The sequence below is a fragment of the Ruegeria sp. BHSA118 genome (assembly GCF_059613405.1).
The window spans coordinates 41,462-67,134 of the sequence record NZ_JBXWSM010000009.1; the positions used below are offsets into that span (position 1 = coordinate 41,462).

Annotated in this window: 25 protein-coding genes and 1 tRNA gene; 10 read left to right on the forward strand and 16 right to left on the reverse strand. The window is 57.9% G+C overall.

Features of this window, described 5'->3' with window-relative positions; all coding sequences use genetic code 11:
• The first annotated feature begins 81 nt into the window (after nucleotides 1-81).
• Genes AC2FNN_RS04820 through AC2FNN_RS04830 form a run of 3 tightly spaced genes read left to right on the forward strand, consistent with a single transcriptional unit; the run spans nucleotide 82 to nucleotide 1,867 of the window.
• Nucleotides 82-714, forward strand: a complete 633-nt coding sequence (locus tag AC2FNN_RS04820) for a DNA-3-methyladenine glycosylase family protein (protein WP_496756968.1) — start codon at nucleotides 82-84, stop codon at nucleotides 712-714.
• Nucleotides 711-1,376 (forward strand): alpha/beta hydrolase, encoded by a 666-nt coding sequence (locus AC2FNN_RS04825; RefSeq protein WP_496756969.1) that lies wholly within the window; start codon nucleotides 711-713, stop codon nucleotides 1,374-1,376. The genes AC2FNN_RS04820 and AC2FNN_RS04825 overlap by 4 nt, the downstream gene beginning before the upstream one ends.
• A 2-nt stretch (nucleotides 1,377-1,378) precedes the next feature.
• Nucleotides 1,379-1,867 (forward strand): GNAT family N-acetyltransferase, encoded by a 489-nt coding sequence (locus tag AC2FNN_RS04830; protein ID WP_496756971.1) that lies wholly within the window; start codon nucleotides 1,379-1,381, stop codon nucleotides 1,865-1,867.
• On the opposite strand, the gene AC2FNN_RS04835 is transcribed toward AC2FNN_RS04830, so the two are convergent.
• Together AC2FNN_RS04835 and AC2FNN_RS04840 are read right to left on the reverse strand one after the other, a co-directional pair.
• Nucleotides 1,864-2,289: a VOC family protein gene (locus AC2FNN_RS04835; RefSeq protein ID WP_496756973.1), complete on the reverse strand. Its 426-nt coding sequence runs from the start codon at nucleotides 2,287-2,289 to the stop codon at nucleotides 1,864-1,866. The genes AC2FNN_RS04830 and AC2FNN_RS04835 overlap by 4 nt on opposite strands.
• A gap of 32 nt (nucleotides 2,290-2,321) precedes the next feature.
• Nucleotides 2,322-2,927 (reverse strand): rRNA large subunit pseudouridine synthase E, encoded by a 606-nt coding sequence (locus AC2FNN_RS04840; protein ID WP_496756975.1) that lies wholly within the window; start codon nucleotides 2,925-2,927, stop codon nucleotides 2,322-2,324.
• Nucleotides 2,928-3,140: 213 nt separating this feature from the next.
• Between AC2FNN_RS04840 and AC2FNN_RS04845 the strand changes: the two genes are divergently transcribed.
• Nucleotides 3,141-3,728 carry an HNH endonuclease gene (locus AC2FNN_RS04845; RefSeq protein ID WP_152458073.1) on the forward strand — a complete coding sequence of 196 codons (588 nt, stop codon included), beginning with the start codon at nucleotides 3,141-3,143 and terminating at the stop codon, nucleotides 3,726-3,728.
• Here AC2FNN_RS04845 and AC2FNN_RS04850 read toward each other — a convergent pair.
• Both AC2FNN_RS04850 and AC2FNN_RS04855 read right to left on the reverse strand, forming a co-directional pair.
• A complete protein-coding gene (locus AC2FNN_RS04850; protein WP_496756976.1) occupies nucleotides 3,725-4,195 on the reverse strand; it encodes a disulfide bond formation protein B in 471 nt (156 codons plus the stop codon). The two genes, AC2FNN_RS04845 and AC2FNN_RS04850, sit on opposite strands and share 4 nt — an antisense overlap.
• Nucleotides 4,192-4,770 carry a YqaA family protein gene (locus tag AC2FNN_RS04855; RefSeq protein ID WP_496756978.1) on the reverse strand — a complete coding sequence of 193 codons (579 nt, stop codon included), beginning with the start codon at nucleotides 4,768-4,770 and terminating at the stop codon, nucleotides 4,192-4,194. Before AC2FNN_RS04855 ends, AC2FNN_RS04850 begins: the two co-directional genes overlap by 4 nt.
• Nucleotides 4,771-4,917: 147 nt before the next feature.
• Between AC2FNN_RS04855 and AC2FNN_RS04860 the strand changes: the two genes are divergently transcribed.
• The 4 genes from AC2FNN_RS04860 to AC2FNN_RS04875 all read left to right on the forward strand — a co-directional run bounded on the left by AC2FNN_RS04860 (nucleotide 4,918) and on the right by AC2FNN_RS04875 (nucleotide 9,711).
• Nucleotides 4,918-5,003, forward strand: a tRNA-Leu gene (locus AC2FNN_RS04860).
• A gap of 602 nt (nucleotides 5,004-5,605) precedes the next feature.
• Complete coding sequence (locus AC2FNN_RS04865; RefSeq protein ID WP_496756979.1) at nucleotides 5,606-6,574, forward strand: TAXI family TRAP transporter solute-binding subunit; 969 nt, start codon at nucleotides 5,606-5,608, stop codon at nucleotides 6,572-6,574.
• Nucleotides 6,575-6,673: 99 nt separating this feature from the next.
• Nucleotides 6,674-9,283, forward strand: a complete 2,610-nt coding sequence (locus AC2FNN_RS04870) for a TRAP transporter permease (protein ID WP_496756980.1) — start codon at nucleotides 6,674-6,676, stop codon at nucleotides 9,281-9,283.
• Nucleotides 9,280-9,711, forward strand: coding sequence for a universal stress protein (locus AC2FNN_RS04875; RefSeq protein WP_171328294.1), 432 nt, complete (start codon nucleotides 9,280-9,282; stop codon nucleotides 9,709-9,711). Before AC2FNN_RS04870 ends, AC2FNN_RS04875 begins: the two co-directional genes overlap by 4 nt.
• Nucleotides 9,712-9,788: 77 nt before the next feature.
• On the opposite strand, the gene AC2FNN_RS04880 is transcribed toward AC2FNN_RS04875, so the two are convergent.
• From AC2FNN_RS04880 to AC2FNN_RS04890, 3 genes are read right to left on the reverse strand one after another with little or no spacing between them, the layout of a single operon-like run.
• Nucleotides 9,789-10,829 carry a lipocalin-like domain-containing protein gene (locus AC2FNN_RS04880; RefSeq protein WP_496756982.1) on the reverse strand — a complete coding sequence of 347 codons (1,041 nt, stop codon included), beginning with the start codon at nucleotides 10,827-10,829 and terminating at the stop codon, nucleotides 9,789-9,791.
• Nucleotides 10,819-13,233 carry an ABC transporter permease gene (locus AC2FNN_RS04885; RefSeq protein ID WP_496756983.1) on the reverse strand — a complete coding sequence of 805 codons (2,415 nt, stop codon included), beginning with the start codon at nucleotides 13,231-13,233 and terminating at the stop codon, nucleotides 10,819-10,821. The genes AC2FNN_RS04880 and AC2FNN_RS04885 overlap by 11 nt, the downstream gene beginning before the upstream one ends.
• Nucleotides 13,230-13,877 carry an ABC transporter ATP-binding protein gene (locus AC2FNN_RS04890; RefSeq protein ID WP_496756984.1) on the reverse strand — a complete coding sequence of 216 codons (648 nt, stop codon included), beginning with the start codon at nucleotides 13,875-13,877 and terminating at the stop codon, nucleotides 13,230-13,232. Before AC2FNN_RS04890 ends, AC2FNN_RS04885 begins: the two co-directional genes overlap by 4 nt.
• Before the next feature lie 173 nt (nucleotides 13,878-14,050).
• Between AC2FNN_RS04890 and AC2FNN_RS04895 the strand changes: the two genes are divergently transcribed.
• Nucleotides 14,051-14,485 (forward strand): ion channel, encoded by a 435-nt coding sequence (locus AC2FNN_RS04895; protein WP_496756985.1) that lies wholly within the window; start codon nucleotides 14,051-14,053, stop codon nucleotides 14,483-14,485.
• Here AC2FNN_RS04895 and cls read toward each other — a convergent pair.
• From cls to AC2FNN_RS04910, 3 genes are all read right to left on the reverse strand, one after another.
• Complete coding sequence (cls, locus tag AC2FNN_RS04900) at nucleotides 14,482-15,894, reverse strand: cardiolipin synthase (RefSeq protein WP_496756987.1); 1,413 nt, start codon at nucleotides 15,892-15,894, stop codon at nucleotides 14,482-14,484. The genes AC2FNN_RS04895 and cls overlap by 4 nt on opposite strands.
• A 23-nt stretch (nucleotides 15,895-15,917) precedes the next feature.
• The gene (locus AC2FNN_RS04905; RefSeq protein ID WP_496756988.1) at nucleotides 15,918-16,892 is read right to left on the reverse strand and encodes an HAD family hydrolase; all 975 of its coding nucleotides are present in this window, start codon (nucleotides 16,890-16,892) and stop codon (nucleotides 15,918-15,920) included.
• 74 nt (nucleotides 16,893-16,966) lie between these two features.
• Nucleotides 16,967-18,577 (reverse strand): arylsulfatase, encoded by a 1,611-nt coding sequence (locus tag AC2FNN_RS04910; RefSeq protein WP_496756989.1) that lies wholly within the window; start codon nucleotides 18,575-18,577, stop codon nucleotides 16,967-16,969.
• Nucleotides 18,578-18,775: 198 nt separating this feature from the next.
• On the opposite strand from AC2FNN_RS04910, the gene AC2FNN_RS04915 reads away from it, so the two are divergent.
• Nucleotides 18,776-19,456 (forward strand): Crp/Fnr family transcriptional regulator, encoded by a 681-nt coding sequence (locus AC2FNN_RS04915; RefSeq protein ID WP_496756990.1) that lies wholly within the window; start codon nucleotides 18,776-18,778, stop codon nucleotides 19,454-19,456.
• Nucleotides 19,457-19,459: 3 nt separating this feature from the next.
• Here AC2FNN_RS04915 and AC2FNN_RS04920 read toward each other — a convergent pair whose 3' ends face one another.
• Genes AC2FNN_RS04920 through AC2FNN_RS04945 form a run of 6 tightly spaced genes read right to left on the reverse strand, consistent with a single transcriptional unit; the run spans nucleotide 19,460 to nucleotide 25,580 of the window.
• Nucleotides 19,460-20,689, reverse strand: a complete 1,230-nt coding sequence (locus AC2FNN_RS04920; RefSeq protein WP_496756991.1) for a hypothetical protein — start codon at nucleotides 20,687-20,689, stop codon at nucleotides 19,460-19,462.
• Nucleotides 20,686-22,182, reverse strand: coding sequence for a VWA domain-containing protein (locus AC2FNN_RS04925; protein ID WP_496756993.1), 1,497 nt, complete (start codon nucleotides 22,180-22,182; stop codon nucleotides 20,686-20,688). Before AC2FNN_RS04925 ends, AC2FNN_RS04920 begins: the two co-directional genes overlap by 4 nt.
• A 2-nt stretch (nucleotides 22,183-22,184) precedes the next feature.
• Nucleotides 22,185-23,168, reverse strand: a complete 984-nt coding sequence (locus AC2FNN_RS04930; protein ID WP_496756994.1) for a VWA domain-containing protein — start codon at nucleotides 23,166-23,168, stop codon at nucleotides 22,185-22,187.
• On the reverse strand, nucleotides 23,168-23,641 hold the full coding sequence (locus AC2FNN_RS04935) for a DUF4381 domain-containing protein (protein WP_496756995.1): 474 nt from the start codon (nucleotides 23,639-23,641) through the stop codon (nucleotides 23,168-23,170). The genes AC2FNN_RS04930 and AC2FNN_RS04935 overlap by 1 nt, the downstream gene beginning before the upstream one ends.
• Nucleotides 23,638-24,585 carry a DUF58 domain-containing protein gene (locus AC2FNN_RS04940; protein WP_496756996.1) on the reverse strand — a complete coding sequence of 316 codons (948 nt, stop codon included), beginning with the start codon at nucleotides 24,583-24,585 and terminating at the stop codon, nucleotides 23,638-23,640. The genes AC2FNN_RS04935 and AC2FNN_RS04940 overlap by 4 nt, the downstream gene beginning before the upstream one ends.
• Before the next feature lie 17 nt (nucleotides 24,586-24,602).
• Nucleotides 24,603-25,580: an AAA family ATPase gene (locus tag AC2FNN_RS04945; RefSeq protein WP_496756997.1), complete on the reverse strand. Its 978-nt coding sequence runs from the start codon at nucleotides 25,578-25,580 to the stop codon at nucleotides 24,603-24,605.
• Between the last annotated feature and the right edge of the window lie 93 nt (nucleotides 25,581-25,673).

Here is a 25,673-nt window from a genome sequence, read left to right on the forward strand (position 1 = left end):
GCTAAGTGTTTGCGGCACAAGCGGGTTGCATCTGCGTCACATGCGCCTAACCTGCCCGAAATAACAGAGCACGGAGACCGCATGCCCGCAGGCCGCATCATCGAAACATCGGACTGTGTGGCGGAAGGGGCCGAATGGCTGGCCCAAACCTGTCCGCGCATGGCGTATGCGATGGATCAGACCGGCCCCTTGCCGCTGCGCCGCCGCCCCGACGGGTTTGCGCAATTATTGAGTGCAATTGTCAGTCAGCAAGTCAGCGTGGCTTCGGCCAATGCGATCTGGAAACGGCTTCAGGATGCCCGGTTGACCGGTCCGCGCAAGATCCTGTGGGCAACGGATGATGATCTGCGGGCAGTTGGGCTGAGCCGACAGAAGATCCGATATGCGCGGGCTCTGGCCGAGGCACGTATCGACTATAAGGCACTGCGCAATGCAACAGACGCAGATGTCGTCGCCACATTGACGCAAGTCCCAGGTATCGGTGTCTGGACAGCCGAAATCTATGCCATGTTTTCACTGGGTCGCGCAGATGTCATCGCACCCGGTGATCTGGCCCTGCAAGAGGCGGCGCGCATTCTCTATGACTTGCCCAACCGCCCAACGGACAAGGAACTGCGCAAAATGGCCGAGGTCTGGTCGCCCTGGCGTTCGGTTGCAGCACGGGTGCTGTGGGCCTATTACCGGGTTGCAAAACAAAGAGAAGGGATCAGATGACACGGGTTTTGAATGCGCTCCGGAAAGAGCCTGTTTCGGGCGACACGCGCTCGGTCGTGGTGTTCGTGCATGGCTATGGCGCAAACGGTGCCGATCTGCTGGGATTGGCCGATCCGCTGGGCGAACACCTGCCTGACACGTTGTTCGTGGCCCCCGACGCACCCGAGCAGATCCCCGGAATGCCCAATGGGTTTCAGTGGTTCCCGATTCCGTGGATCGATGGATCTTCCGAAGAAGAAGCCCGCCGGGGTATGGAAATGGCCGTCGAGGACTTCAACGCCTTTCTGGACGCGCTGATGGTGGACGAAGATGTTCTGCCCGAACAGGTTGTGTTGTTCGGCTTCAGCCAGGGCACGATGATGAGCCTGCACGTTGCGCCGCGGCGGGAAGACCCCGTGGCCGGGATCGTAGCCTTTTCAGGGCGTTTGCTGGAACCTGATCTGCTGGTGGATGAAACCGTCAGCCAGATGCCTGTCTTACTGGTGCATGGCGACGCTGATGACGTAGTTCCGCCTCAATCCCTGCCGGAAGCGGCCGAAGCCTTGCAAGCTGCCGGTTTCAAAGAGGTCTATGCCCATGTCATGAAAGGCACGGGGCACGGTATCGCCCCGGATGGGCTGAGCGTTGCGCTGGCCTTCATGCGCGACAAGTTGAGCCTTTGAACATGATCGCCGTCCGACCGATGATGCCTGAGGATGTGGCCGAGGCGTGCCACATCCTCAATCAGATTATCGAGATTGGAGGCACTACCGCATTCGAAGTTCCGTTTTCAGAACCCTTGTTCGCACAAAGTTATCTGGAAGGTACGGACAAGATCTGTTGCCATGTCGCCTTGGATGATCAGGACGACGTGGCCGGCTTTCAGTGGTTGGGAACGCATGATGCGTTGCCGGAAGACTGCGCGGACATTGCCACATTTACACGGCGCAGACCCACGCTTCGCGGGGCCGGGCGTGCTCTGTTCCAGGAAACGGTCAAAATTGCGGCTGCGCTGAGATTTCGTGCAATCAATGCGACCATACGGGCGGATAACCTTTCGGGTTTAAGTTATTATGAAAAAATGGGTTTCCGGGATTACTCCGTCGCCTACGGAGTGCCATTGCGCGATGGTACGCCGGTGAACAGAATCTCGAAACGGTTTGAACTGGATTAGTCCCACAAGTGGCCTTCGGCGAACTCGACCGAGTTTCCAGCTGGGTCGCGCACATACAAAGACCGTACGCCTCCGGGCCAGTCAAACTCGGCATCTACCGGTATGTTCCAGTCCAGAAGGTGTTTGCGCATCGCCGCGATCTCATCCCGTGACAGCACAAGACACACATGTCCGGGGCCGCGCGCGCCGTGGGGTGGAACCGGCATGCCGGGATCGAGCGGCGGTTGTTCGGTCTGGTCGGGATTGAAAATCAACAGGACCGATCCGCCAATGCGATAGAAAACATGGCGGTCAGCGACGCGTTGGATGCATTCGAGCCCAAGAACTTCGCCGTAAAACTGTTCTGCCGCGTCTAGGTCATCAACATAGAGCGCCGCTTCCAGAATGGTCGAAGGGGCCGGGATGTCAGGCGTTTTCTTCATGACCCCAGTTTAGCAGATCGGGGCAGGGTCTGTCACCGGCGCGGGCGGCGGTCGCGCTTGCGTTGGGGGGCCGCGTTCACTGTCGGCATTGGCAGACTGTCCCAGTGCCCGGGCTCCAGATCACCCAGGGTCCAGTCTCCGATGCGGTACCGGATCAGGCGCAATGTCGGCAGGCCAACCGCCGCCGTCATCCGGCGCACTTGTCGGTTTTTGCCCTCGAGGATGGTCAGTTCAAGCCAGCTGTCCGGCACGGTCTTGCGTTCGCGGATCGGCGGGGTACGCGGCCAAAGCATTTCGGGCTCGTCGATCTGGCGGGCCCTGGCAGGGCGGGTCAGACCATCCTTCAATTCGACCCCGTTGCGAAGCGTTTTCAGGGCCGCCTCGTCGGGGGTGCCTTCGACTTGAACCCAATAGGTTTTAGCCATCTTGTGCTTTGGGTCAGAGATCTGGGATTGCAGGCGGCCATGGTCTGTCAGCAGCATCAAACCTTCACTGTCACGGTCCAGCCTGCCCGCCGGATAGACGCCCGGCAGATCGATGAAATCAGACAGCGTGCTGCGCGGGCTGTCCGTATTGGCGCGGTCGGTGAACTGCGGCAAAACATCATAAGGTTTGTTGAAGCGAATGAACCAGGACATGACCTGCGCATAGCCCGAAGGTCACCCCCGGCGCAAGCTGTGGATAACTGTCACGCGCCTGTTACCGATTCGCGTTACCCAGTCTGCGACATATTGTGGAAAATCAGGGCTTGTCAGAGTTTTAACACGATATATAGTTATAAAAAGACCGGGGCGGGTGCTCCCCGCTCTGGTGTCACAAACGGGCAGCTGAGAGCGAGGAGCGATTCTGTGATGGACGGAGACTTCAGAACCGAATTTGTAAGGGAGCCGGGTGCGCTCAAACAACACCCGGCCCTGGTTTTGAACGCCGATTATCGCCCCTTGTCCTACTACCCGCTGTCATTGTGGCCCTGGCAGGAAGCGATCAAGGCGGCCTGGCTGGATCGGGTCGATATCGTGGCTGAATATGACGAGGTCGTCCGCAGCCCGAGCACCGAGATCCGAATACCTTCGGTCGTTGTTTTGAAAGACTATGTAAAACCCAGAAAGCGCGTGGCCTTCACGCGCTTTAATTTATTTTTGCGGGATGAATTCCGCTGCCAATACTGCGGCAGCCGGGACAACCTGACATTCGATCATGTGGTGCCGCGGGCCGCCGGTGGTGTGACCAGCTGGCAGAACGTGGTGGCCGCGTGCAGCCCGTGCAATCTGCGCAAAGGGTCGAAATCGCTGCGCCAGGCTCGGATGACTTTGCGCAAGCCGCCGCGCCAACCCGACGCCGAAGCGTTGCGCAATATCGGACGGAAATTCCCGCCGAACCACCTGCATGAAAGCTGGATCGATTTCTTGTACTGGGATGCAGAGCTGGACGAGTTCTAAGCCGCGCGGGATTTCCAGGCGGCCAGCCAGATCAGCACCAGCATGACAGAAGCAATTGCGTTCCAACCTGCCATCGATATGCCGAACATCTCCCAGGGGATATCATCGCAGCGCACCAAAGGCGCGGACATGATTTGATCGAACAGATCGTCAGCGGACAGACCGCTGATGCTGCCGGATGTGCAGCTGCTTGGGCCTTCCCACCAGCCTTGTTCAACGCCGGCGTGAAACACGCCCATAGCCGAAGTCGCCGCGGCCGCTGCTGCGCCCAGCAAAGGAAGAAAGGTCAGCCTTGGCAATGCCAGCGCCACGGCGCCAATCGCGATGGCCACTGCATGAGGATAGCGCTGCCAGATGCACATCTTGCATGGCGCAAGCCCGCCGAGATGCTGAAAGCCAAAAGCGGCCAGAAGAAGCGCCAGTGATCCTAGACTTGCCACTGCGACAAGCTGCGAACGTCTCGTCATAAGAATTTCACCACCAGGAAACCGCCAAACAGGAGGATGACGAACAAAGTGAACATTAGACCCAGGCGCTTTTCGATGAAGTCGCGTATCGGCTCACCGAATCCCCAGAGCAGGCCTGCAACCAGGAAGAACCTCAGGGCGCGGGCCAGAATCGAGGTCGCGATAAAGGTTCCAAGCGGCATGCCGGTCCAGCCGGACATAATGGTGATGACCTTGTAAGGGAAGGGGGTCACACCCGCTGTCAGAACGGCCCAGAATCCGAAGTCGTTGAACCGGGTATTGAATTCTTCCATGGCATGGGCTTTCCCCATGGATTCCAGAATGGGCTGCCCGATGCTTTCATAGAAAAACGCACCAATCGCATAGCCCAGCATACCCCCCAGAACCGAAGCAACCAACGCCACGGTTGCGATCAACCATGCCCGGGACGGGCGGGCCAGAATCATCGGAATCATCAGCACATCGGGGGGAATCGGGAAGAACGAGCTTTCGACGAAAGCCACGATGGCCAGCGCCCACAGCGCGTGAGGGTGTTCGGCCAGACGAATGGTCCAGTCATAAAGCGATCGTAACATAAAGCACTCAAATCCCGTTTTCGGTCTGAAGCCAAGCCAAACCATGCGCCTGACGGACCGTCAACAGTCGAGGGCGAAACAAATGGAATATTGGATGGTTTTTGCCTCTGGACCTTCGCTCGGATGGGCGCTAATCCAGTGTTCGTGGCCCAAGTGGCGGAATGGTAGACGCAGGGGATTCAAAATCCCCCGCCTTCACGGGCGTGAGAGTTCGAGTCTCTCCTTGGGCACCACAGTTCCGACAAACTCAGAAAACTGTCCGTCCCCAGTGCGGGGTTTTGCGCTGGTGCCGTGATCAAGGTGCTGACCCGCAACCTTGATCTTCATGTCTTGTTTGAGGTCCTCTGTAGCGGGCCGCAATTGCCACAACGTTCCGGGCCTGCATTAGCAGACAGGTCATCAGGTCCCCGGTGGGATGGATCGTGAACCGGGTTGGTGTTGAAGGGCCTGTGTCAGATTCGCCAGATCGTACAAACGTGACATGCCTTGCGTCCCTATCAGAGACGCGGTTCGTGCTGTTTCGCGGTGACTTACGCGGGGAATGAGGTCAGGCTTTGAATTTGAAGTGATGGAATGAACCCAGACGGTTCCCCGTGAACTGATGGGGAAAGTTCGGGATTTATGCTCATATATGCGAATTGGCGCAGGTCAGACCGGTGCCGGCCTTGACATTGCGAGTATCTGAATGAAACCTCGAAAGGGTTGGGAGAAATTGGGAAATTCAAAGATTTGTAGCCGTTGCGATGCGGGCCGGTATGTATTATCGGCACGCTTCCCTGAGCAGGTGATCAAACTTGATTTCCAACTGCCAGACAAAAAAAGTGGGAGTTAACAGATGAAAAACAGCAGCAAACTGAGCGTCGGCGCCGTCGTCACCGCAGCCCTTCTGGCTCCGGCGGCATATGCCGAAGAGTTCATTACAATCGGTACCGGCGGTGTCACCGGCGTTTACTATCCGACCGGCGGCGCGATCTGTCGTCTGGTCAACAAGGGCCGGAAAGAGCACGGCGTGCGCTGCTCGGTCGAATCGACCGGTGGTTCAGTCTACAACATCAACACCATCCGCGAAGGCGAGCTGGAGTTTGGTGTGGCCCAGTCCGACTGGCAGTACCACGCCTATAACGGCACCTCGAAATTCGAAGAAACCGGCCCGTTCGAAGGCCTGCGCGCCGTGTTCTCGGTGCACCCCGAACCCTTCACCGTTGTGGCCCGCGCCGATGCGGGCATCACAAACTTTGAAGACCTGAAAGGCAAGCGCGTCAACATCGGCAACCCCGGTTCCGGTCAACGCGGCACTATGGAAGTCCTGCTGGGCGAAATGGGCTGGACCACCGATGATTTCGAACTGGCAACCGAGCTGAAAGCGGCTGAACAATCGGCTGCCCTGTGCGACAACCAGATCGACGCAATGGTGTATACTGTTGGCCACCCCTCGGGTTCGATCCAGGAAGCGACCACCGCATGTGACTCGGTTCTGGTGAACGTCAGCGGTGAGGCCGTGGACAAGCTGGTCAATGACAATTCGTTCTACCGCACTGCAACCATCCCCGGTGGCATGTATCGTGGTTCCGACGGCGACACCCAGACATTCGGCGTAGGCGCGACTTTCGTAACTTCGGCAGATGTGTCGGACGACGCGGTATATGCGGTCGTCAGCTCAGTCTTTGAAAACTTCGATGACTTCAAAAAGCTGCACCCGGCATTTGCGAACCTCAAGCCCGAAGAGATGATTGCGGACGGCCTGTCGGCTCCGCTGCATCCGGGTGCCGAGAAGTACTACAAAGAAAAAGGCTGGATTCAGTAAACCAGACCTGACGCAGGGTGCCCAAGGGCGCCCTGCACAAAACCCGTGTGAAACGGGATTTCAGAAGGCCGAACAATGGCCGCGACGGGGAGACATTTGATGAATTCCGACACTCAATCCAATCGTCCGCTTTCCGAAGAAGAGCTTCAGGATCTGGTTGCATCTTCTGACGCAGGAGGGCGCAATCCGGTCGGGAACGTGGGCGTTTTCCTGGCGGTCGTGGCCGCGATCTGGTCGATATTTCAAGTTGTTCTGGCTTCGCCCTTGGCGAATTATGTCTTGCCCGGAAGCGTCGTGAACAATGCTCGGCAATTCCATCTGGCTTTTGCTTTGTTTCTGGCCTTTGCGGCCTATCCGGCGCTCAAATCCAGCCCGCGGAACTATATCCCGGTTCAGGATTGGATCATGGGATTGGTGGGTGCGTTCGTCGCGCTGTACGGCTATTTCTTCTATGACAAGATCGTCAATGCGGGCGGTTTGGCCGACGACACTGACAAATGGGTTGCGTTGCTTGGCCTGGTGCTGTTGTTCGAGGCCGCGCGCCGTGCGCTTGGCCCGGCCATGGCGGTTATCGCGACCATATTTTTGGCCTATGTCTTCTTCGGTGCCTCGGAATGGGTGCCTGAAGTGATCCGCTGGAAGGGTGCGAGCCTGAAGAAGGCGATGAGCCACATGTGGATCACGTCCGAGGGCGTATTTGGTATCGCACTGGGTGTTTCCACGAAATTCGTCTTCCTGTTCGTGCTGTTTGGCGCATTGCTGGATAAAGCCGGGGCAGGGAACTATTTTATCAAGATGGCGTTCGGAGCTCTGGGTCATCTGCGCGGTGGTCCGGCCAAAGCGGCGGTTGTGGGCTCGGCTGCGACCGGTCTGATCTCGGGCTCGTCCATCGCGAACGTCGTGACCACCGGTACCTTCACCATCCCGCTGATGAAGCGTGTCGGATTCAGCAGTGAACAAGCGGGCTCGGTCGAGGTTGCCAGTTCTGTCAACGGGCAGATCATGCCGCCCGTGATGGGCGCTGCGGCCTTTCTGATGGTGGAATATGTGGGCATCTCATATGTCGAGGTGATCACCCATGCTTTCCTGCCAGCGGCGATTTCCTACATCGCACTGGTTTATATCGTGCATCTCGAAGCCGTGAAACGGAACATGCCCACGCTGGGCGACCGCGACGTTCATCTGGCGCGGACCGTGGTGGGGATGCTGGGCTTCTTCCTGGTGTTTGCAGGTCTTTGCTATGGGTCGCAATTCCCGGTGGATGCTGTAACAAGCTGGGTGCCGTCGGCGGCCGGTCTGGTGCTGAGCCTGATCATCTGCGCGGTGTATGTCGCACTGCTTTATCTGGCGGCACAGGTGCCTGACCTGGAACCGGACGACCCCAATGCCAAAGAAGTGCAACTGCCGGTCATCGCCGATATCTACAAAGCTGGCCTGCATTACCTGCTGCCGATCATCGTGCTGGTCTATTTCTTGATGATCGAACAGAAGTCACCGGGCCTGTCCGCCTTCTGGGCCACATCGCTGCTGTTTGTCATTCTGCTGACGCAGAAGCCGCTGAAAGCGATGTTCAGGGGGCAGAGCAACCTGTACAACACGTTCATCGATGGTGTTGCCGACCTGTGGCAAGGGCTGATCGATGGGGCGCGCAACATGATCGGCATCGCGCTTGCCACGGCAACCGCAGGCGTGATCGTGGGAACCGTCACGTTGACGGGTGTTGGTCAGGTGATGGCCGATCTGGTCGAGTTCCTGTCGGGAGGCAATCTGATCCTGATGCTGATCATGGTCGGGCTGCTCAGCCTGATCCTGGGTATGGGTCTGCCGACAACCGCGAACTATATCGTCGTCAGCTCGTTGATGGCCGGGGTGGTTGTTGAGTTGGGCGCACAAAGCGGGCTGATCGTTCCATTGATCGCTGTCCATCTGTTCGTGTTCTATTTCGGGATCATGGCGGACGTTACACCTCCGGTCGGGCTGGCCAGCTTTGCGGCTGCGGCTGTGTCGGGCGGTGATGCGATCAAAACCGGTTTCACGGCGTTCTTCTACAGCCTGCGCACCGTGGCGCTGCCCTTCGTGTTCATCTTCAACACCGATCTTCTGCTGATCGATGTGACATGGGTCGAAGGGATAACAGTGGCGATATTTGCCACTATTGCCATCCTTGTCTTTACCGCAGGCACTATGGGGTATTTCCTGACCCACAGCCGCATCTACGAAAGTATTGCGCTGATCGCCGTGGCCTTCGCCCTGTTCAGGCCGGATTTCTTCATGGATCGCATCGCGCCCCCGTACAGTTCGGTCGAGCCTGCGGCGTTTGTCGAAACCATTGGCCAGACTCCGCCCGGAACCGAGGTTCGCATGGTGATCAGCGGGCCGGATTTCGATACCGGCAAGATGGTGGACACCACGGTTGTCGTGCCAGTCGGATCCGAAGAGGGCGGTGAAGCGCGCGTCGATGCCATGGGGCTGCTGTTGCTGGAAGAGGATGGCCTTGTGAAACTTGACGAGCCGATGTTTGGATCACCGGTTGCCGAAGATCTGGCCAACTTTGACTATTACGGTGACGAGGCCGTGCGCCTGAGCTCGGCCAGCCTGCCGTCCAGCCAGCCTCCGAAGCAACTGGTCTATATCCCGGCGCTGATCCTTCTGGGTCTGATCGCTTTCCTGCAACGCGGCCGTGCCGCCAGACAAGAGGTGCTCGTATGACACGTTCCGTTCTGTGTGCCGTTGATATCAGCAACGGCGAGATTGATGCACCGGTTCTGCAAAAAGCAGCCGCGCTGGCGGATATGGAGGGGGCGCAACTTGACGTGGTGACAGTGCTGCCCGATTTCGGGGAAAGCTGGGTGTCGGGTTTTTTCGAATCCGATTTTCACGACAAGGCGTTGGAGGAAGCGCAGGCCAAGCTGACGGCACTGTGCGTATCGGCCCTGGGGGCCGAACGCAACGAAACCATCCGCCATGTGGTTGCGACAGGAACAGCTTATCAAGAGATTTTGAAGACGGCCGAAAGTGCCGGCTCTGATTTGATCGTAATCGGAGCCCACAAACCGGATTTCAAGGATTACCTGCTGGGCCCGAATGCGGCACGCGTGGTGCGACATTCCAACGTCTCGGTTTACGTGGTTCGCTGACGCGAAAAGCAGAGGCCGCGCACAGAGGTGCCGGGCCCCGACGGTCGCCTGCTGCCGTTCGGGCTCCGGCAGCTAGGTCAGTAGCCCGTCATCTCGAGATACCCGACGCCCTCGTGGCTGCCGGTGACCGTGACCGGACCCTCCCAATATTCAAAACGTGTCCCCATCCAGGCGTCCGGCGTCAGGGCGGATACCTTGACGTCGATGCCTCGGTCCGCAAGCACGACGCGCCATTGCGTCGGGACGTCGCGCCCTGCCACCTGATCGTTCGCAAGCGGCTCGAACCTGACGGATCCGTCGGGGATGGCATCGGTGCTGCCGTCTGAATTGATCCATGTGGCCGAAGTGAAATCGCCGCGACCACCGCGCAGGCGAAAGGCCATCAGCTTGTCCCCGCCCTCGAAGCTGAGCGAAAACCAATCCCAACCGGTTTGATCCTCGGCCAGGGGTTGCGAAGACCATTCCCGGTCCAGCCAGCCCTGACCGGTGACGCGCATATTACCATCCGGCAGGTGCAGTACGCCTTCGACTGAATAGAAGGGTTGCGAATAGTAATAACTGGCTTGCCCGTCGGCGGATTTCACAGAATAGCCCGCTTGGCCATGAAACACCAACGGGCCTTGTGCACTCAGTGCAAGATCGTACCTGAAATCAGCCCCGTTTGCCGTCAGGGTCAGGGTGTCCATATCCGGTCCGGCCATGCGCCATTCGTCGATCCAGGCCTCGAACGGTTGCACCGCAACACCTGCCTGCCCAATCCCCCCACGCGACAGGCGTTCGGCAAAATAGTGGGTGTCAGGCGTGGTGACAGCCGCATGGCCCATCCAGATTTGCGGGCTTTGCCAGCCATCTGTTTCAAACGGCTTCAGGGCCGACCGGAACAGGGTCCATTGGATGCCATAGTCACGCCCGTCCTCGCCTTTGAGGTTGGCCGTCAGATACCACCATTCGATCCGATAGGCGGGATGAGGCCCGTGGTCTTTGGGAAAGTCGAATTCTATCCCCGCCTGCGGAACCTCGAACCCTTCCGCCGACCCTCCAAGACCTGCAAAGCCCTGCGCCCAAAGAGGCGATGGGCACAAAAACACGAGAACGGCCAAAAGGGCATTAACGTTCATTGGCAAACACCTTCAGCAAATCGGCGGGGGGCAGACGCAACATGCGCAGCGCGGGCAGGGCCGCTGCAACCAGGGCGGCCAGCAGGGTCAACAGGAACAGCCACACCCAATCCCAGGGAAACACAAACATCGGCAACCGCCAGCCAAAGGCTTGCACATTGATCACTGCCAACAGAACCCAGGCGAGGATCAGACCAAGCGGCAACGCCAGACACGCGGTCAGAGCAGCGAGCAGCACGCTGCGCAAAAGCTCCAGCCGCGCGAGTTGCGCCCGGTTCAGCCCCAGCGCCCATACCGGAGCAATCTGAGGCAATCGCTGGGTCCACAGGGTCAGCAGGCTGGTGAGTATGGCAAATCCCGCCACGCCGAGGGTCAGAACATTAAGCGCCGAGGTCACGACAAAGGTCTTTTCGAAGATTGCCAATGATTGCGCCTTCATGGCGGCCTGCTGGACCACGGCCTGACGCGGCAGGGCAAACCGCTCGCGCAAGGCTTGCGCCATTTCAGTCGCCTGTTCGGGGTTCAAACGGATGCCAAACCGTCGGGTTTCGGCCCCTGGTGCGATCTGGTCAAGTTGGCTCATCGACACAATGGCTTGCCCGGTCGGATTTCCATAATCCGAATAAACCCCGGCGACGGTCAGCGCGTGATCCGGGGGCAGTGTCAGCGTATCTCCGGACCAGAGGTTCGCGCGCCGTGCCAGTTGTTCGTTGATCAGAACCGCGTCTCCGGCCATGACGTCGTCCCATACGGTCGAGATTGCCGATATCAACGGCCAGTGTTGCCGATAGACCGGATCGTCAATGACCCCGTACAGGAACAAGGGGCCCGTCTCGTGCGACAGTTCCATGTTGCGAATTGGAAGGATGGCGTCGACCTGTGGCCGCAGCCAATCCGTGATCTCGTGCCCCTGTTCTTCGTCACGGACGGTCAGATACAGCTCTGAAGTCAGGCGCTGGTCGAGCCAGCCGACAAAGGTCAGCCGGAAACTTGAAACCATTGTGCCCACACCGATATTTGCCGCAAGTGCAAGCAACAGGGCCATCAAGGCAAGCGACAGCCCGGGCAATTGTGCGCGCATGTCGGCCCAGATCCACTGCGCGACGGCGCCACAGGACCTGTGGCCAAAGACGGAAAGCGCAAAGGTCAGAAGCGCCGGCAATAAAAGCGCGGCGCCCGTCAGCAATCCGGCCAACAGCACGAAGCCGGCAACCAGCCCACCGATGCCGAGATAGGCGATGGCACCGCCGGCGATCAGGGCCAAGCCGAGCAAACCTGTCACAAGACGTGTGCCAGCATTGCTCTGCCAGGCTTGCACACCGGGCCCCGCCAGCAGGGGCATACGAGATAATCGCCACAGCGCATGGCCACTGGCAAACAAGGTGCCGCAAACAGCCATCGCCATCCCGGAAATCACCCATTGGGGGTGCAATGTCAGCTGTCCGGTCACGGGCGCACCATACAGGCCGCGAAGGGTTGCTGCGACATCGGGCAACAACGCTCCGGCCAGAAAGAACCCAAGAAGCAAACCCATGGTTCCACCGATCAGGGCCAGCCCCGTCAGTTCGGTCAGGATCAGGAAGACCAGCCGCCGCATCGAAACGCCCAGTGCACGCAGAGTGCGGATCATGCCTCGGCGTTGGGCAAAAGCCAGCCCGACGGTGCCGTTCACGATGAACAGGCCAACGGCAAAGGACAGCAGGCCAAAAGCCGACAGGTTCAGGTGAAAACTGTCAGTCAGTCGTGCAGTATCGACTTGCGAGGATGGGCTGGTGCGCTCCAGTTCGGGTGCGATCTCGGCCAAAGGTGGCCGATCACGCGGCTGATCCGGCAACACAATGAGGCGCGAGATGAAACCGGTTTGGTTCAGCAGGGCTTCGGCTGTGCCGATATCCGTCAGAATAACGTCCGGTGGCAGCGCCGTGGTGAGTGAAAACGGCGGAAGGTTGTTCTGGTCGCGCAGCAGCGGCTCCAGCTCTGCCGCGACCAGAAGCCGCCCCGGAGCGGTCAGCATGTCCGCCGGCTCAGTCGGCGCGGTGCTTTGGTCGGCTTCGGTTATCGCTGGCAGGGCCGGGTAGGCGACCATGTCCACACCCATCAGGCGCAATGTGCGGCCCCGGATACGGTAGGGGCCCTCCAGAACGGCCGCTACCTGCCAGCCAGCACGACGCAGTTCGACGTACCGAGAGACCGGGATCAGACCGGAAGGATCGCGCAGCTCGTCGAACTGCCCGAGGGCAAGCTGTGCGTTGGCCCGGGCATAGCTGGCCCGCGCTTCGGCATTGATGGCCTGAACCGCGGACCAAAGACCGGTGGCCAACGCGATGCCTGTCAATAGCGTCGCCAGTTGCAACCAGTGCACCCGCCAGTGTGATATCAAAGCCTGAATGACGGCGCGTGTCATTGGATACGACCACCGCTGAGTTGGACACTTCGATCCAAGCGGGCCGCGATCTGTTGGGAATGCGTGACCAACAGAAGCGCCGCGCCGGTATCAGCCACCAAGGTCAACATCAGATCCAGAACCCTTGCGCTGGCGGTTTCATCCAGATTGCCCGTGGGCTCATCCGCCAGCAGCAGTTTCGGACGTACAGCCATGGCACGACCAATCGCCACCCGCTGCTGTTGCCCACCGGACAGGTATTCGGGATACCGGTCCAAAAGATCGGACAAGCCCAGACGTTCGGTCAGATGCGCGGTCCAACCAGCATCTTCGGCGCCGGCAAGGCGGGCATGAAAGGAAAGGTTCTGCGCAACGGTCAGCGACGGGATCAGATTGAACTGCTGAAACACCAACGAAAGCTGACTGCGCCGCAATTCGGCCCGCCCGGCATCGTCCAGTTGGGACAGGGGTGTACTGTTCAAGAAAATTTCACCGCTGTCGAAACAGTCAAGCGCTGCCGCAAGGTTCAGCAGAGTGCTTTTGCCACTGCCGCTTTCGCCGGTCAGGGCCAGGGTTTGCCCTTCATCCAGTGTCAGCGACACGTCGCGCAGAACCGGGCGCCCGCCGGGATAGGTTTTCTGAACACGGTCGATGGTCAACAGCATGGTCTGGCCTTTTTTCTTCCAAGGATGTGCGACGGAACTCCAAACTGTCCAGTGCGGACCCGCACTCGGTTCCATTCGCCGCAGGTTGTCATCACGATCGCCGGGGTTGTGCCCTGCACCTCAACGGGTCATTCTGCCCGGACGGTACACTGTCGTAAATCGGGATGAAAAACATGACGTTGCTGCATCAGATCATATGGGGCAGTTCATTTCTGGCGCTCTGCTTCGTGGTCGAGATTCTTTTGTTAACCTGGTGTACCGTCACGATCATCAAGTGGGATGAAAGATGGTCCGCCAAGGGGGTGTTCTTTGGAACGGCAACACCGATCGCGGTATCATTGGCCTTTATCGTCACCACGCATACCATTCAGGTCTGGATTTGGGCCATCGTCTGGGTGTTGCTTGAGGTTCTGCCGGATTGGAACTCGGCCATCTATTTCTCACTGGTGACGTTCACGACCCTGGGATACGGCGATATCGTTTTGGGCGAAGGTTTGCGTATCTTTGGGTCTTTTGCTGCGGTTGCTGGCCTTTTGGCCTTTGGTCTGTCGACCGCTTATCTGGTGGCGATGATGACGCGCGTCTTTCAGGAGAAGTTCTTTTCCTAGAGGATAGGCGCAAACAACCGCGCCAAGGGGGCGCCAAACCGGATATGGGCGGGTTGCTGGGCCAGACTGCGCGTCAACTCATAGCTTGCCTCGAAATCCGCGCGCAGCATGTGATCAACTGCCAAGGCTGCACGGGCATCGAAAAACAGGGCCATCGCTTCGAAGTTCAGCCGGAAGGACCGGTTGTCCAGATTGGTTGTGCCGACCGCAGCCAGCGTGTCGTCAACCACGAAAACCTTCTGGTGCATGAAACCGTCCGTATATCGGAACACGCGTGCGCCGCAATCGCGGATTTCGTCGAAATAGGCAAAAGCAGCCAGCCACGGCAGCCGATGGTCTATGATATCCGGGACAAGGATGCGCACGTCCACACCGCGCATCGCTGCATGTTGCAGGGCGGTCATGACGTCGATATCGGGCACAAAATAGGGCGAGGCTATCCACAATCTTTCTTTCGCCTCGGCGATTGCCGAAAAGAACATCATGGCGCCGGTTTCTGTTTCGTCTCCGGGTCCGGTGGCCACCAACAGGGCATTCATGTCTTGCTCGGCCTCGCTGCCTGCCCAGTCGAGGTCGTCGATCAGGTCTTCATCACGGGCCCAGTGCCAGTCTTCGGTGAAGATGAGTTGCAATTGCCGGACGATGTGGCCGGTCATCTTGATATGCGTGTCGCGCCAATGGCCGAAATGCGGGTCTTCTCCCAGATATTCAACGCCCACGTTGTGACCGCCGATAAAACCTGTTTCACCGTCGACAATAACGGTTTTGCGATGGTTCCGGTAATTCAGCTGAAACCTGAAATTTGGCCCGCGTTGCTGGCGCGGGTCGGCGACGTCGATACCCGCATCGCGCATCGTGTCCAGATAGGTGTTTTCCAATCCATAGCTGCCGACGGCATCGGTCATGAAACGGACATGCACCCCACGTTTCGCAGCCTCGATCAGCTTGGTCTGAAGTTTTCGGCCCAAGGCATCGTCTCTGACGATGTAGAACTGGATCAGGATATAGTTCTTGGCCTCGTCCAACGCCTCGAAAATGGCGTCAAACGTTGCCTGACCATCGATCAGAAGCTGAGCGCCATTGCCACTGGAAACCGGAAGGTGGGCCAGAAACTCGAATGGTCGTGGATTGATCGACATCGTTGTCGGATCAGGCCTGGAATAGTCGGCAAAGGTTTTGATCCCTTCGACGACCCGTTCGCTTTGCTGGCGCGAGATGCGATAGCCGCGAAATCTGTGGTGACCCAGAAACAGGTACATCGGCACCGCAAAGATCGGCGCCGATACCAAAAAGACCACCCAGCCAACGGCTCCTTGCGGTGTGCGCGCGGTTTGTGCCGCGCGCACCGAAAACACAACTGCAGTTGCGTACAACGCAAAAACAAAGATGGATACAAGCAATGTCCACATGGGCGTTAAGTCTTTCGGGTCGTTCAGTTTCCTCCAGTGTAGACCCGCGACCAGTCTTTCGCCATATCGACGATGATCCAGCCTTTGTCCGGCCCCTGATCCAGACCGTCAACCAACCGCCCGATCGGGCTTTCCCGATCATAGGCCCACTCCCGTTCGGCATCGGTATGGTGGATCAAAACGCCCAGCCGCGGCCCATTGCCCGAGGTTGTCCAATCCAGCATGGCGAAATCGCCGTCTGAGTTTCCACCGGCCAGAATGGGGCGTTTGCCGATTGTTCGTTCGATGTTGATGGGTTTGCCTTCCTTGTCGTCGATGAAGGCAATCCCGGGGGCCTTGATGACAGTTGGAACGCCATCGACGTCCTCGAAAGTCGAATTACCATAGGTGCCCAGAATCTGTTCCGGCGGAATGCCATAGGCCTGTTCCGCAAAGACCCGCATGAAATGAATGCCGCCGCCCGAGACAATATAGGTCTTGAACCCTTCGTCCCGTAGGAAGCGCAACAGCTCGACCATGGGCTGATAGGTCATCTGGTCGTAAGGCAATCCGGTGTCCGGGTGCCGGGCTTCGGCCAGCCATCGCGCGACTTGAGCCTGAAACGCCTCGACGCTGGTTCCGGAATGCGATGCGTTAACAACTTCGATCAACGCATCGTGGCCGCCTTGAAGAACCGTTTCCAGATCACCTGCCGCAGCGGCTTTCAAAACGGGTGTGGACAGGATCGAAGGATCTTGTTCAGCCAGTTCAGAAAGCCGATCCATGGCAAAGATAAACTGGAAATAAACCGGTTGTTCGGCCCAGAGCGTACCGTCATTGTCAAATACCGCGATCCGATCCGAAGGCGTCACATAGTCAGGTCCTTTTGCGTCGGTAACATTGGACACGAATTCAAGGATCGCCTCTTTAGTCGCTGTGGCGTTCCAACTGGGCAGCGGATCAGCGAGCAGGTATACGGGAACACAGGTCAGAAAAGCACCTAAAAGAACGTGTTTCATGAAACTCTCGATATCTGTCGTGTGGAAAAAAGGCCGCCCCGTGCAGGGCGGCCTAGAGCGTGGTGCCGCCGGGCCTAGTTGTTGGTCGGCGTTGTCAGCTTCTCCATGACCTGATCCAGGTTGAAGCTGGCTGCTTCCTGTCGTGGCGGGAACTCTTGGAACGTACTGAGGAAATTGCCAACGTATTGCTGGGCGGGCACAAGGAAATAGGCCCGGTCCAACAGCCAATCGTAATAGGTGTTGGACGTGCGGTACGCGCGTTCATACGGATCGCGGCGCAGGTTGACGATCAGCGGGATACGCAGTTCGGTCCATGGCTCGATCCAGGCACGCAACGTGGCCCAGGCTTTCTGCTCCAGGAAGATAAGCTTCCAGTCTTCGAAACGCAGCGCCGTGAGGTCACCATCATCCGAGAAATAGAAGATTTCTTTCCGGGGGCTTGCCGCAGTCTCACCAGTCAGCAGCGGCAGAATGTTGTAGCCATCAAGGTGCACCTTATAGTCGCGACCCATGCCCGATGAGCTGTAGCCGGCCTTCAGTTTTTCCTTGATGTCCGGATCGCCAGCCACGGCGAGGTAAGTGGGCAGCCAGTCCATGTGATGCACGATCTCGTTGGTGACTGATCCGGCCTCGATTTTGCCCGGCCAGCGCACCATCGACGGAACGCGCCATCCACCTTCCCAGTTGGTATTCTTCTCGCCCCAGAACGGCGTGGCAGCCGCATCCGGCCAGGTGTTCATGTGCGGACCGTTGTCAGTGGAATAGTGCACGATCGTGTTGTCAGCGATGCCAAGCTCGTCCAGCAGATCCAGCAGCTGACCTACATGCATGTCGTGTTCGATCATGCCGGCGGTGTATTCATCAGCGACACGCCCCGACAACTCATTGGCCTTGGCGCGCATCTCGTCTTTGACGTGGGTGCGGAAGTGCATGCGGGTACCGTTCCACCAGACATAGAAGGGCTGACCTTGCTCATGCGCCCGTTTGATGAAGTCGATGGCCGCGGCCACGGTTTCGTCATCCACCGTTTCCATACGCTTGCGGGTCAGCGGTCCGGTGTCTTCGATCGTGCCATCCGCTTTGGACTTGATGACGCCACGCGGGCCATAGGCCTCGCGGAAGGTGCGCCCATCCGCCAGAACGCGATCGCCCGGATAGTCCTCGTTTTCCGGCTCTTCTTCGGCATTCAGGTGGTAAAGATTGCCAAAAAACTCATCAAATCCGTGGTTTGTCGGAAGATGTTCGTCCTTGTCGCCAAGGTGGTTCTTGCCGAACTGACCGGTCACATAGCCGTGGTCTTTCAGAAGCCCCGGTATAGTTGGGTCCTCAACCTGCATTCCAAGATCTGCCCCGGGCAGGCCGACTTTGGAAAGGCCGGTGCGGAATACGGATTGCCCCATGATGTATGAGGAACGGCCGGCGGTACAGGATTGTTCACCGTAATAATCGGTAAAGATCATGCCTTCTTTGGCAACCCTGTCAATATTGGGTGTCTGATATCCCATCAGACCCATGGTATAGGCCGAGATGTTGGATTGACCGATGTCATCGCCCCATATCACAAGAATATTGGGCTTTTGATCCTGCGCCCAGGCGGGCACGGCAAGGGCGACAGTTACGGTCGCCACTGCGAACCGGCGCAGTGTTCTGCGCCAATTGTCTGCAATCATTCGTGGAGAAGACATGAAGTGCTCCTGATCAGTCGAGCCTTAATGACCCGGAAAATTGAAATTTAATTGAAGCCGCTAGCTTATAACTTGAAGCTGCAAGCAAGTTCTTGATTGCCCGAATAAAAACAATTCCTTGTTCGGGCAGTGAACACAGCTATTTTACGCGATGAAACGTATCGAAAACTTATCATATGATCACTTTGAAAGATACAAATGTTTGATTCTGATGACGATATGCGGATTCTGGCCAAAACCGACTGGTTTGGCACGCGCGATTCAAAGTTTCAAAGCGATCTTATGACGTGCGCAATTCACAGAACCTTCGATTCCGGAGAAACCCTGTACCACCACGGCGACCGGGCCAATGGTATTCATGCGGTGCTCGCAGGCGGGCTTCAGATCACGGCACCTGCCGATGATGGACAGGAATTCGTATTGCATCAGGATGGATCAGGATTCTGGATCGGGGATCTTGCGCTGTTTGCCGAAGCCAAACGACTGGTCAGCGTCGTGGCAACGCAAAAGACCCGCACCTTGTTTTTTCCCGGCTCGCGGGTGGAACGACTGGTTCAGACAAACCCGGAATACATCCGTGATTTCTATGCGTTGACGCATGAAAACATGAAGACCGCTCTGCGCATCATGGCCAATCTTGCGGTTACGGGATCTGAAAAGCGCCTAGTGCTGCGTCTGTTGCATCTTGACGAAGGCGCTTTGAGTTCGGACGGATGGATTGTTGTGTCTCAGGAAGAACTTGCTGAAATGGTTGCGGTATCTCAGCCGACCTTGCATCGACATCTGCATCATCTGGCAGATCTGGGCCTTGTGGAATTGGGGTATGGCCGGCTACGGTTGATCGACCGGCGCAAGCTGATCAGCAACTGTCAAAGTTGAAATCTAAGGGTTGAGCGGGGGCAAAGACCCGCTCTTTCGTTCTGTTGCGCTTTTCAGTGCGCCCAGGTGTTGCATGGCTGCTTCCCAGTCTTCCGGGCTGTTGCACGCCGTCGCTGAATACCGCGCCGCACCTATCTTCATAAGACTTTTCTCAAGATCCAAAGAACGCTCGGGGTACGCGCTGCGTGATTTCCAAAGATCCAATGCCCGATAAACCGCGTGCAAATCCCGTGCTTGCAAAGCGGATCGCAAGGCATCAACGGCATATTTCTGCGAAGTCAGATATTTGTGGCGCCGTTCCGTTTTCCAGGTTGCATAGCGCGGGCGCAGAAGTCTTCCCAATGTCCACAATGCGAATACAACAATGACAAGGTAAAGAACTGATTTGATGATGGTTTGCGCGTCAGGCGGCTGTCGCCTGGGTGGGGCCAGTGTAAGCGTGGTCGAGGGAAGTGATGCCGTTTCGATCTGACCGGTGTCCAGATTGAACCAGTTGATGGAAACGGCCGACAACTGTGTTTCGCCACCGTCTTGGGCGATGTACACGGTTTCTTCGACCCGTTGCCCGGACAGGATGCCCCGGTCCTCTGTTTCCGAAAAGCGGGGTTCCTTGGGATAGGCGCGAAGCAGTTGGCTTTGATCCTGCGGCGTCAGCGCCGGGATTGTCAGGGCCGTGGTGCCAGAGATCTGTGCGCTTATCTCGCGCGTGATGGAATCGCCGGCTTGCATATCGGTCGGACCGTCCAGCTTCTGATCAAGAGAGAAACCGCTTGCGATGATCAGCGGGTCAAGACCTTGAGCGCCCTCTGGGATCTCGGCGTTCAGCTGTATGGAGGGAAGCGCCACCGAAACCTGAACCGGGTCATTGGACTGCGGGTCGACAAATGTCACAACAACCTCTTGCGCATCATACGCGACTGGCCCTGATGCCAGCGGATACAGGCGATAGCTGCGCTGTACGCCGGACCACGTCTCTCCGTCTACCGTTTCGCTTACCGGGCCAGAAGCCCTTTCAGGCAGGCGAACCAGGACATTTTGTTGCTCCAATGATGGGAATACGGGCGGTTGCGGCATGAAGGTCGGAACCAGAACCTTGATACGGACGATTGCGGGCTGGCCGACGATGACGGCCTCATTCGGGACGTCTACTGATACCCGAGGTTGATAGGATGAGCTGTCCTGTGCGGACACGGACAACGGCAACAACAGGATGAAGACAGCAAGGTATCTCATTCTGTTTGCTCCTGAATTTCCAAAAGGAAACGGTTTCTCAGAAAATCCTGCATATCGGTGTCGATCATACTGATCCACTGGTCGGCGGACAGCGACTGTGGCCCGTCCTTGGGGGCTTGAACCGTGGTGTCACTGCCGCGTGCTGCATCGTTGTCAAACACAGTGTCATCTGCACCGATGCCAGCCTCTTCCCCTGTATCAGACTGTTCACGCGTCGTTTCGACATAGTCCAGGATGGCCTTGGATACATCGAGATTATGCTGGGCTTCGGGCCAGTCGGGGCGGCGTTCCAAGGCGGTCTCGAACGCCGATATGGCGGGGCGATACTCGCGGTTTCTTATGCGGGCCAAACCTTCGGCAAACGCAGCTTCCGGCGTGTCCAGCGTGGAAAACACGGACGACGCCTTTTCGTATTGACCATCCCTGAGATAGGCATATCCCTTGTGATATGGGCCTTCGAACATCTCCGCTGCGTCACCAAACCGTTTTTGGTTCATCGCGATCTGGCCTTGTTGGTCGGGGGTGAAAAACCAGTCTCTCCATCCTTCGGCACGCGCGCCGGATGAAGGCGACACAATCAAAGCCAGAAACGCCCAACGGATTACCCAGCCCTTGCGAAACCACAGCAGAGACAACACGGCCGCAGGCCAGGCCAGGATCCAGCCCTTGTCCTGCCAGTCCAGACGATCATCGTCATCCAGGGCGGCAGTATAGGCCGATTGAACGCGGCGCATCAGTTGATTGATGTCCCGATCGTCGTCCGAAAACGCGACCACTGAGGCGTTAGGGATGTTGCCCAACTGCGCGATACGACCACCGTCAGGTAGCATGGTGAGAAAGAAAATATCAGCAGAAGAAGAGCTTAGCCCCGTTACCTGAGATGGATCAAGGTCGTCCAATACGAAAAGCACCGCCCCCGGGCTGTCGCTGTCTTCCAGAATGGACTGAGCCAACGCAAGCGCATCGGCTGCCGCATCGCCATCCTTCGGCATCACCGCCGGCGTCAACCCCTCAAGCAACGGACGAAGTATGTTCGCATCTTCGGTCAAAGGCGCAACTCGGTGCGGCGTTCCTGCATAGGCGATCAAAGCGGTACGTGCGCCGGCACGTTCGGTGATCAGGTCGGAAATCTTGAACCGTGCCCGATCCAGCCGCGATGGCGCAAGATCCGAGCTTTCCATGCTGTCGGTGACTTTGAGAGCGATCACCAACGGGGCCGTGTCTGCGATCAACGGGTTGGGCGCGCGCGACCATGTCGGGCCCGAGGCCGCCAATGTGACAAGCGCCGCAATGACCAACGCAACATCAATGGGCTGGACGCGTCTGCTTTCTTCCTTGCCCAGCAGCAAGGCCTGTGCAAGGTGCGGGGCGATCCCTGATGGCAGTTTGGTGTCCGCCATCGGTCTGGGTCTGATCCGCCACCACAGCGCTAGGATGGGGATGAGAAGCAGCAGGTAATAGCCTCGGATAAAATGAAAATCAGCCAGATCCATTGTCAGGCGGCCCCCCGGTGTCGCTGTGAGAAATGGAACCAGGTCATGCTGACCATAATGACGATCAGCGCGATGAGTAACGGAATATGGGCAAGGCTTTGCTTGGGGCGATAGCTTTGCGTTTCCACCATTCTGGGGTTCAGTGAATCAATGCATGCGTAGGTCTGTTCAAGGGCCGTTGCATCGTCGGCAAAGAAGTATTCTCCGCCCGTGCGATCGGCTATGTCCTTCAATGCCTGAAGATCGACACGGTCTTCGCCCGTGGCATTCGGGTCTCCGACACCAATCGTATAGACAACCACGTTCTTTTCCGCAGCAATGGCCGAGGCATTGACGGGTGTCATGCGACTGGACGTATCAGCGCCATCGCTGAGAACGATCATCAGGCGCTGGTCAACCTCGCTGGATTCAAAAGTTCGAATGCCAAGCCCGATCCCATCGCCCAAAGCCGTGTTCGGACCCGCCATGCCAACTTGAGTTTGGTCCAGGAACCCATTCAAACTGTTCAGATCTTCTGTGAAGGGCGCTTGAATGAACGCGCGTGTTCCAAAGATGATCAATGCCATCCTGTCACCATCTCTTTCAGAGATGAACTGCCTGAGAACCTCTTTGACCGCCTCCAGCCTTTGCATCGGGGCACCGGATCCGGTTTGGAAGTCGCGCTGATCCATCGAGCCAGAGATATCCAGCGCCAAAACCACATCGCGGGCAGAATTTTCCATCACGACGGGATCGCCCAGACGTTCCGGACGCGCCAGCGCCAGAACCAGAAGTATCCAGATCAAGGCGGCGCTGGCTGTTTGCAGCCGGGCCCGGGTTCGGATCATTGACCCGGATTGCGGCTCGACGCCAGCCGCCTGGGCCACGCGGCGGAAAAACGGAATGCGAATGGACACGGTTGTTTCCCGCCGGGGCGGAGCAATGGCATAAACCAGCACCGGCAGCGGCAAAAGCAGAAACACCCACGGCGCAGAGAAGGAAAACATCACGGTCCCCGATGCTGTTTATGGGACTTGACCCAATGCCGAGCAAGTTGGGTCAAGGCGCGGTTTGGCGGCAGGTCCTTGTACGGTGCGTCGATCAGTGTTTGCCCGATGTACGATAAAAAGTTTTTGTCATCAGACGTTTGCGAAAGGAAATTTAACCAATCATTCCCATGAATCCCTGCAACCTGCTTGCGCGGATATGCGACCAAAGCGGTGCGGCGAAGGATTTCGGCAACTTTTGCCGATGTGATATCCGGGTCTGCCAGCTCGGCCAGCGCATGGCGGCGATACGCGTTTGCCCGCCTTTGCCGGACGAAAAGAACACTGACCAGTACGGCAAGGCCAAGCAGGATAACGGCCAGCGCCAACCACCCCCATGTCTGCGGAAACATCGAAACAGGCGCAGGTTCCGGTGCCGGCTCGAGCATGTTCAGCAGATCAACCAGAGATTTCCCTGTCGTGTCGATGCTCATTTCTGCCCCCTGCGATGTCCGAACAGATTCAGCAACTGATCCAGGGCGGGTTCCGCGGTCGTCAATGGCACAACCGGAAAACCGTATCGACGGGACCATGTGTGCAGGCGGTCCAACCTGTCTTCCATGGATTTGCGAATTTTCCCGGACAGTTCGGGGTCAGCGCTGTCGATTTCGATCTGGTCGCTCCCGTCCGAGACGGTGAGTTTCAGATCGGGCGCCAGCCCCTTTGCTGTCTTGTCAGCTATGTTGAACACGATCAGATCGTTTGAGACCGCAATACGGCGCAGCAAGGATTCCGATTTTTCGTCAAGCCCGTCGCAGTCGGAAAACAGGCAAACCAGCCCGTTGGTTTGGGGCATACGCGCGGCTTCCGACAGCATGTCATTCAACGTCACGGTAGGTTGCGGGTTCAAGGCGGCGTGCAAGGCCGAATTGGCAGCCCCGATGGAAGACAGGAACCGCATGAGAGCGGCCGCGCGGCGCTGCGGCCTGTGTTCGGCAACGCTTGTGTCGTTGAATACCAGACCACCGACACGATCGCCCTGACCAAGAACGCGATGCGCGGTGATTGCGGCAGCTTCGGCGGCGATGACCGATTTCATGTAGACTTCGGTTCCGAAAAACATCGAAACGCGCTGATCGACCAGCAACAGGGCAGGGCGGTCTCGTTCCTCGGTATAGACCCTAACATGGGGCTCACCGGTTCGCGCCGTGACTTTCCAGTCAATTGTGCGGATATCGTCGCCCGGTTGGTAGTTGCGCAATTCCTCGAAATTCAGGCCGCGTCCGCGCAGGCGCGATGCGTGTCTGCCATTCAGGATCGACCGGGCAGGCTGGCGTGGCAAAAAGCTCAGGGCACGGGAATGCAGTTCCAGACGCAACAGGTGATCCGCACTGACGTGAATGCGGGGATCATCGGGATATGCTGAGGATCGCTGCACCCGGCCAAACCGAACCGTCAGGGCAGCGCGACGAGACGCAGGATTTCCGCGATTACGTCATCTGCCGTTTTGGCGTTCCCTTGCGCCTCGAAGCTCAGCGTGATGCGGTGACGGAACACGTCATGTGCAATGGCTCGAATATCCGCAGGGTCCACATAGTCACGCTGGTTCATCCATGCATGCGCTCGACCGCATTTGTCCAATGCCAATGAGGCACGCGGGCTGGCGCCGATCTCGATCCAACTGGCCAGTTCTTCGCTGAGCGCCGCGGGCGTCCGGGTCGCCTGAACCAGATCGGCCATATAGCGATCCATTGCATCCGAAACATGGATCTGCCCAATTTCCGAACGCGCTGCAAAAACGGCGTCCTGCGGGATCGTCGGTGGTTGCTCGCTTGACGCGCCTTTCCCGGCGGCGATCTCTTCGCCCCGCACCAGCCGGATCACTTCAACCTCGTCCTCGACCGGCGGATAGCTGATCTGAACATGCATCAGGAACCGGTCCATCTGCGCTTCGGGCAAGGGATAGGTGCCTTCTTGTTCAATGGGGTTCTGGGTTGCCATCACGATGAACAGCGGTTCCATCTTGTGGGTGGTCCCGGAAACCGTGACCTGCCGTTCTTCCATCGCTTCCAGCAATGCAGCCTGAACCTTGGCCGGTGCCCTGTTGATTTCGTCAGCGAGGACGATATTGGCAAAGATCGGCCCGGGTTCGAACCGAAAGGTGCCGCCCTCATCGGTTTGTTGAAACACCTCGGTTCCCGTTACGTCTGAAGGCAGCAGATCAGGCGTGAACTGGATCCGGCTGAAATCTGCATCCAGATTGCGTGCCATTGCCTTGACTGCACGTGTTTTGGCCAATCCGGGCAGACCTTCGATCAAAAGGTTTCCGTTGGCCAGCATCCCGATCAGCAGTCGGTCGATGACCTCGGTTTGCCCGATGATGGACTGACCCATGCGGGCCTTGAGATCAAGTATCTGATTAAGTGCATTCATGGGTGGTGGTCCAATCGGTGCCAAACTGGAAGAAACGAATTGATTACGGAACAGGGGGTAAGCCGGTCAGGAATATCCCGAAATGTCGGAATG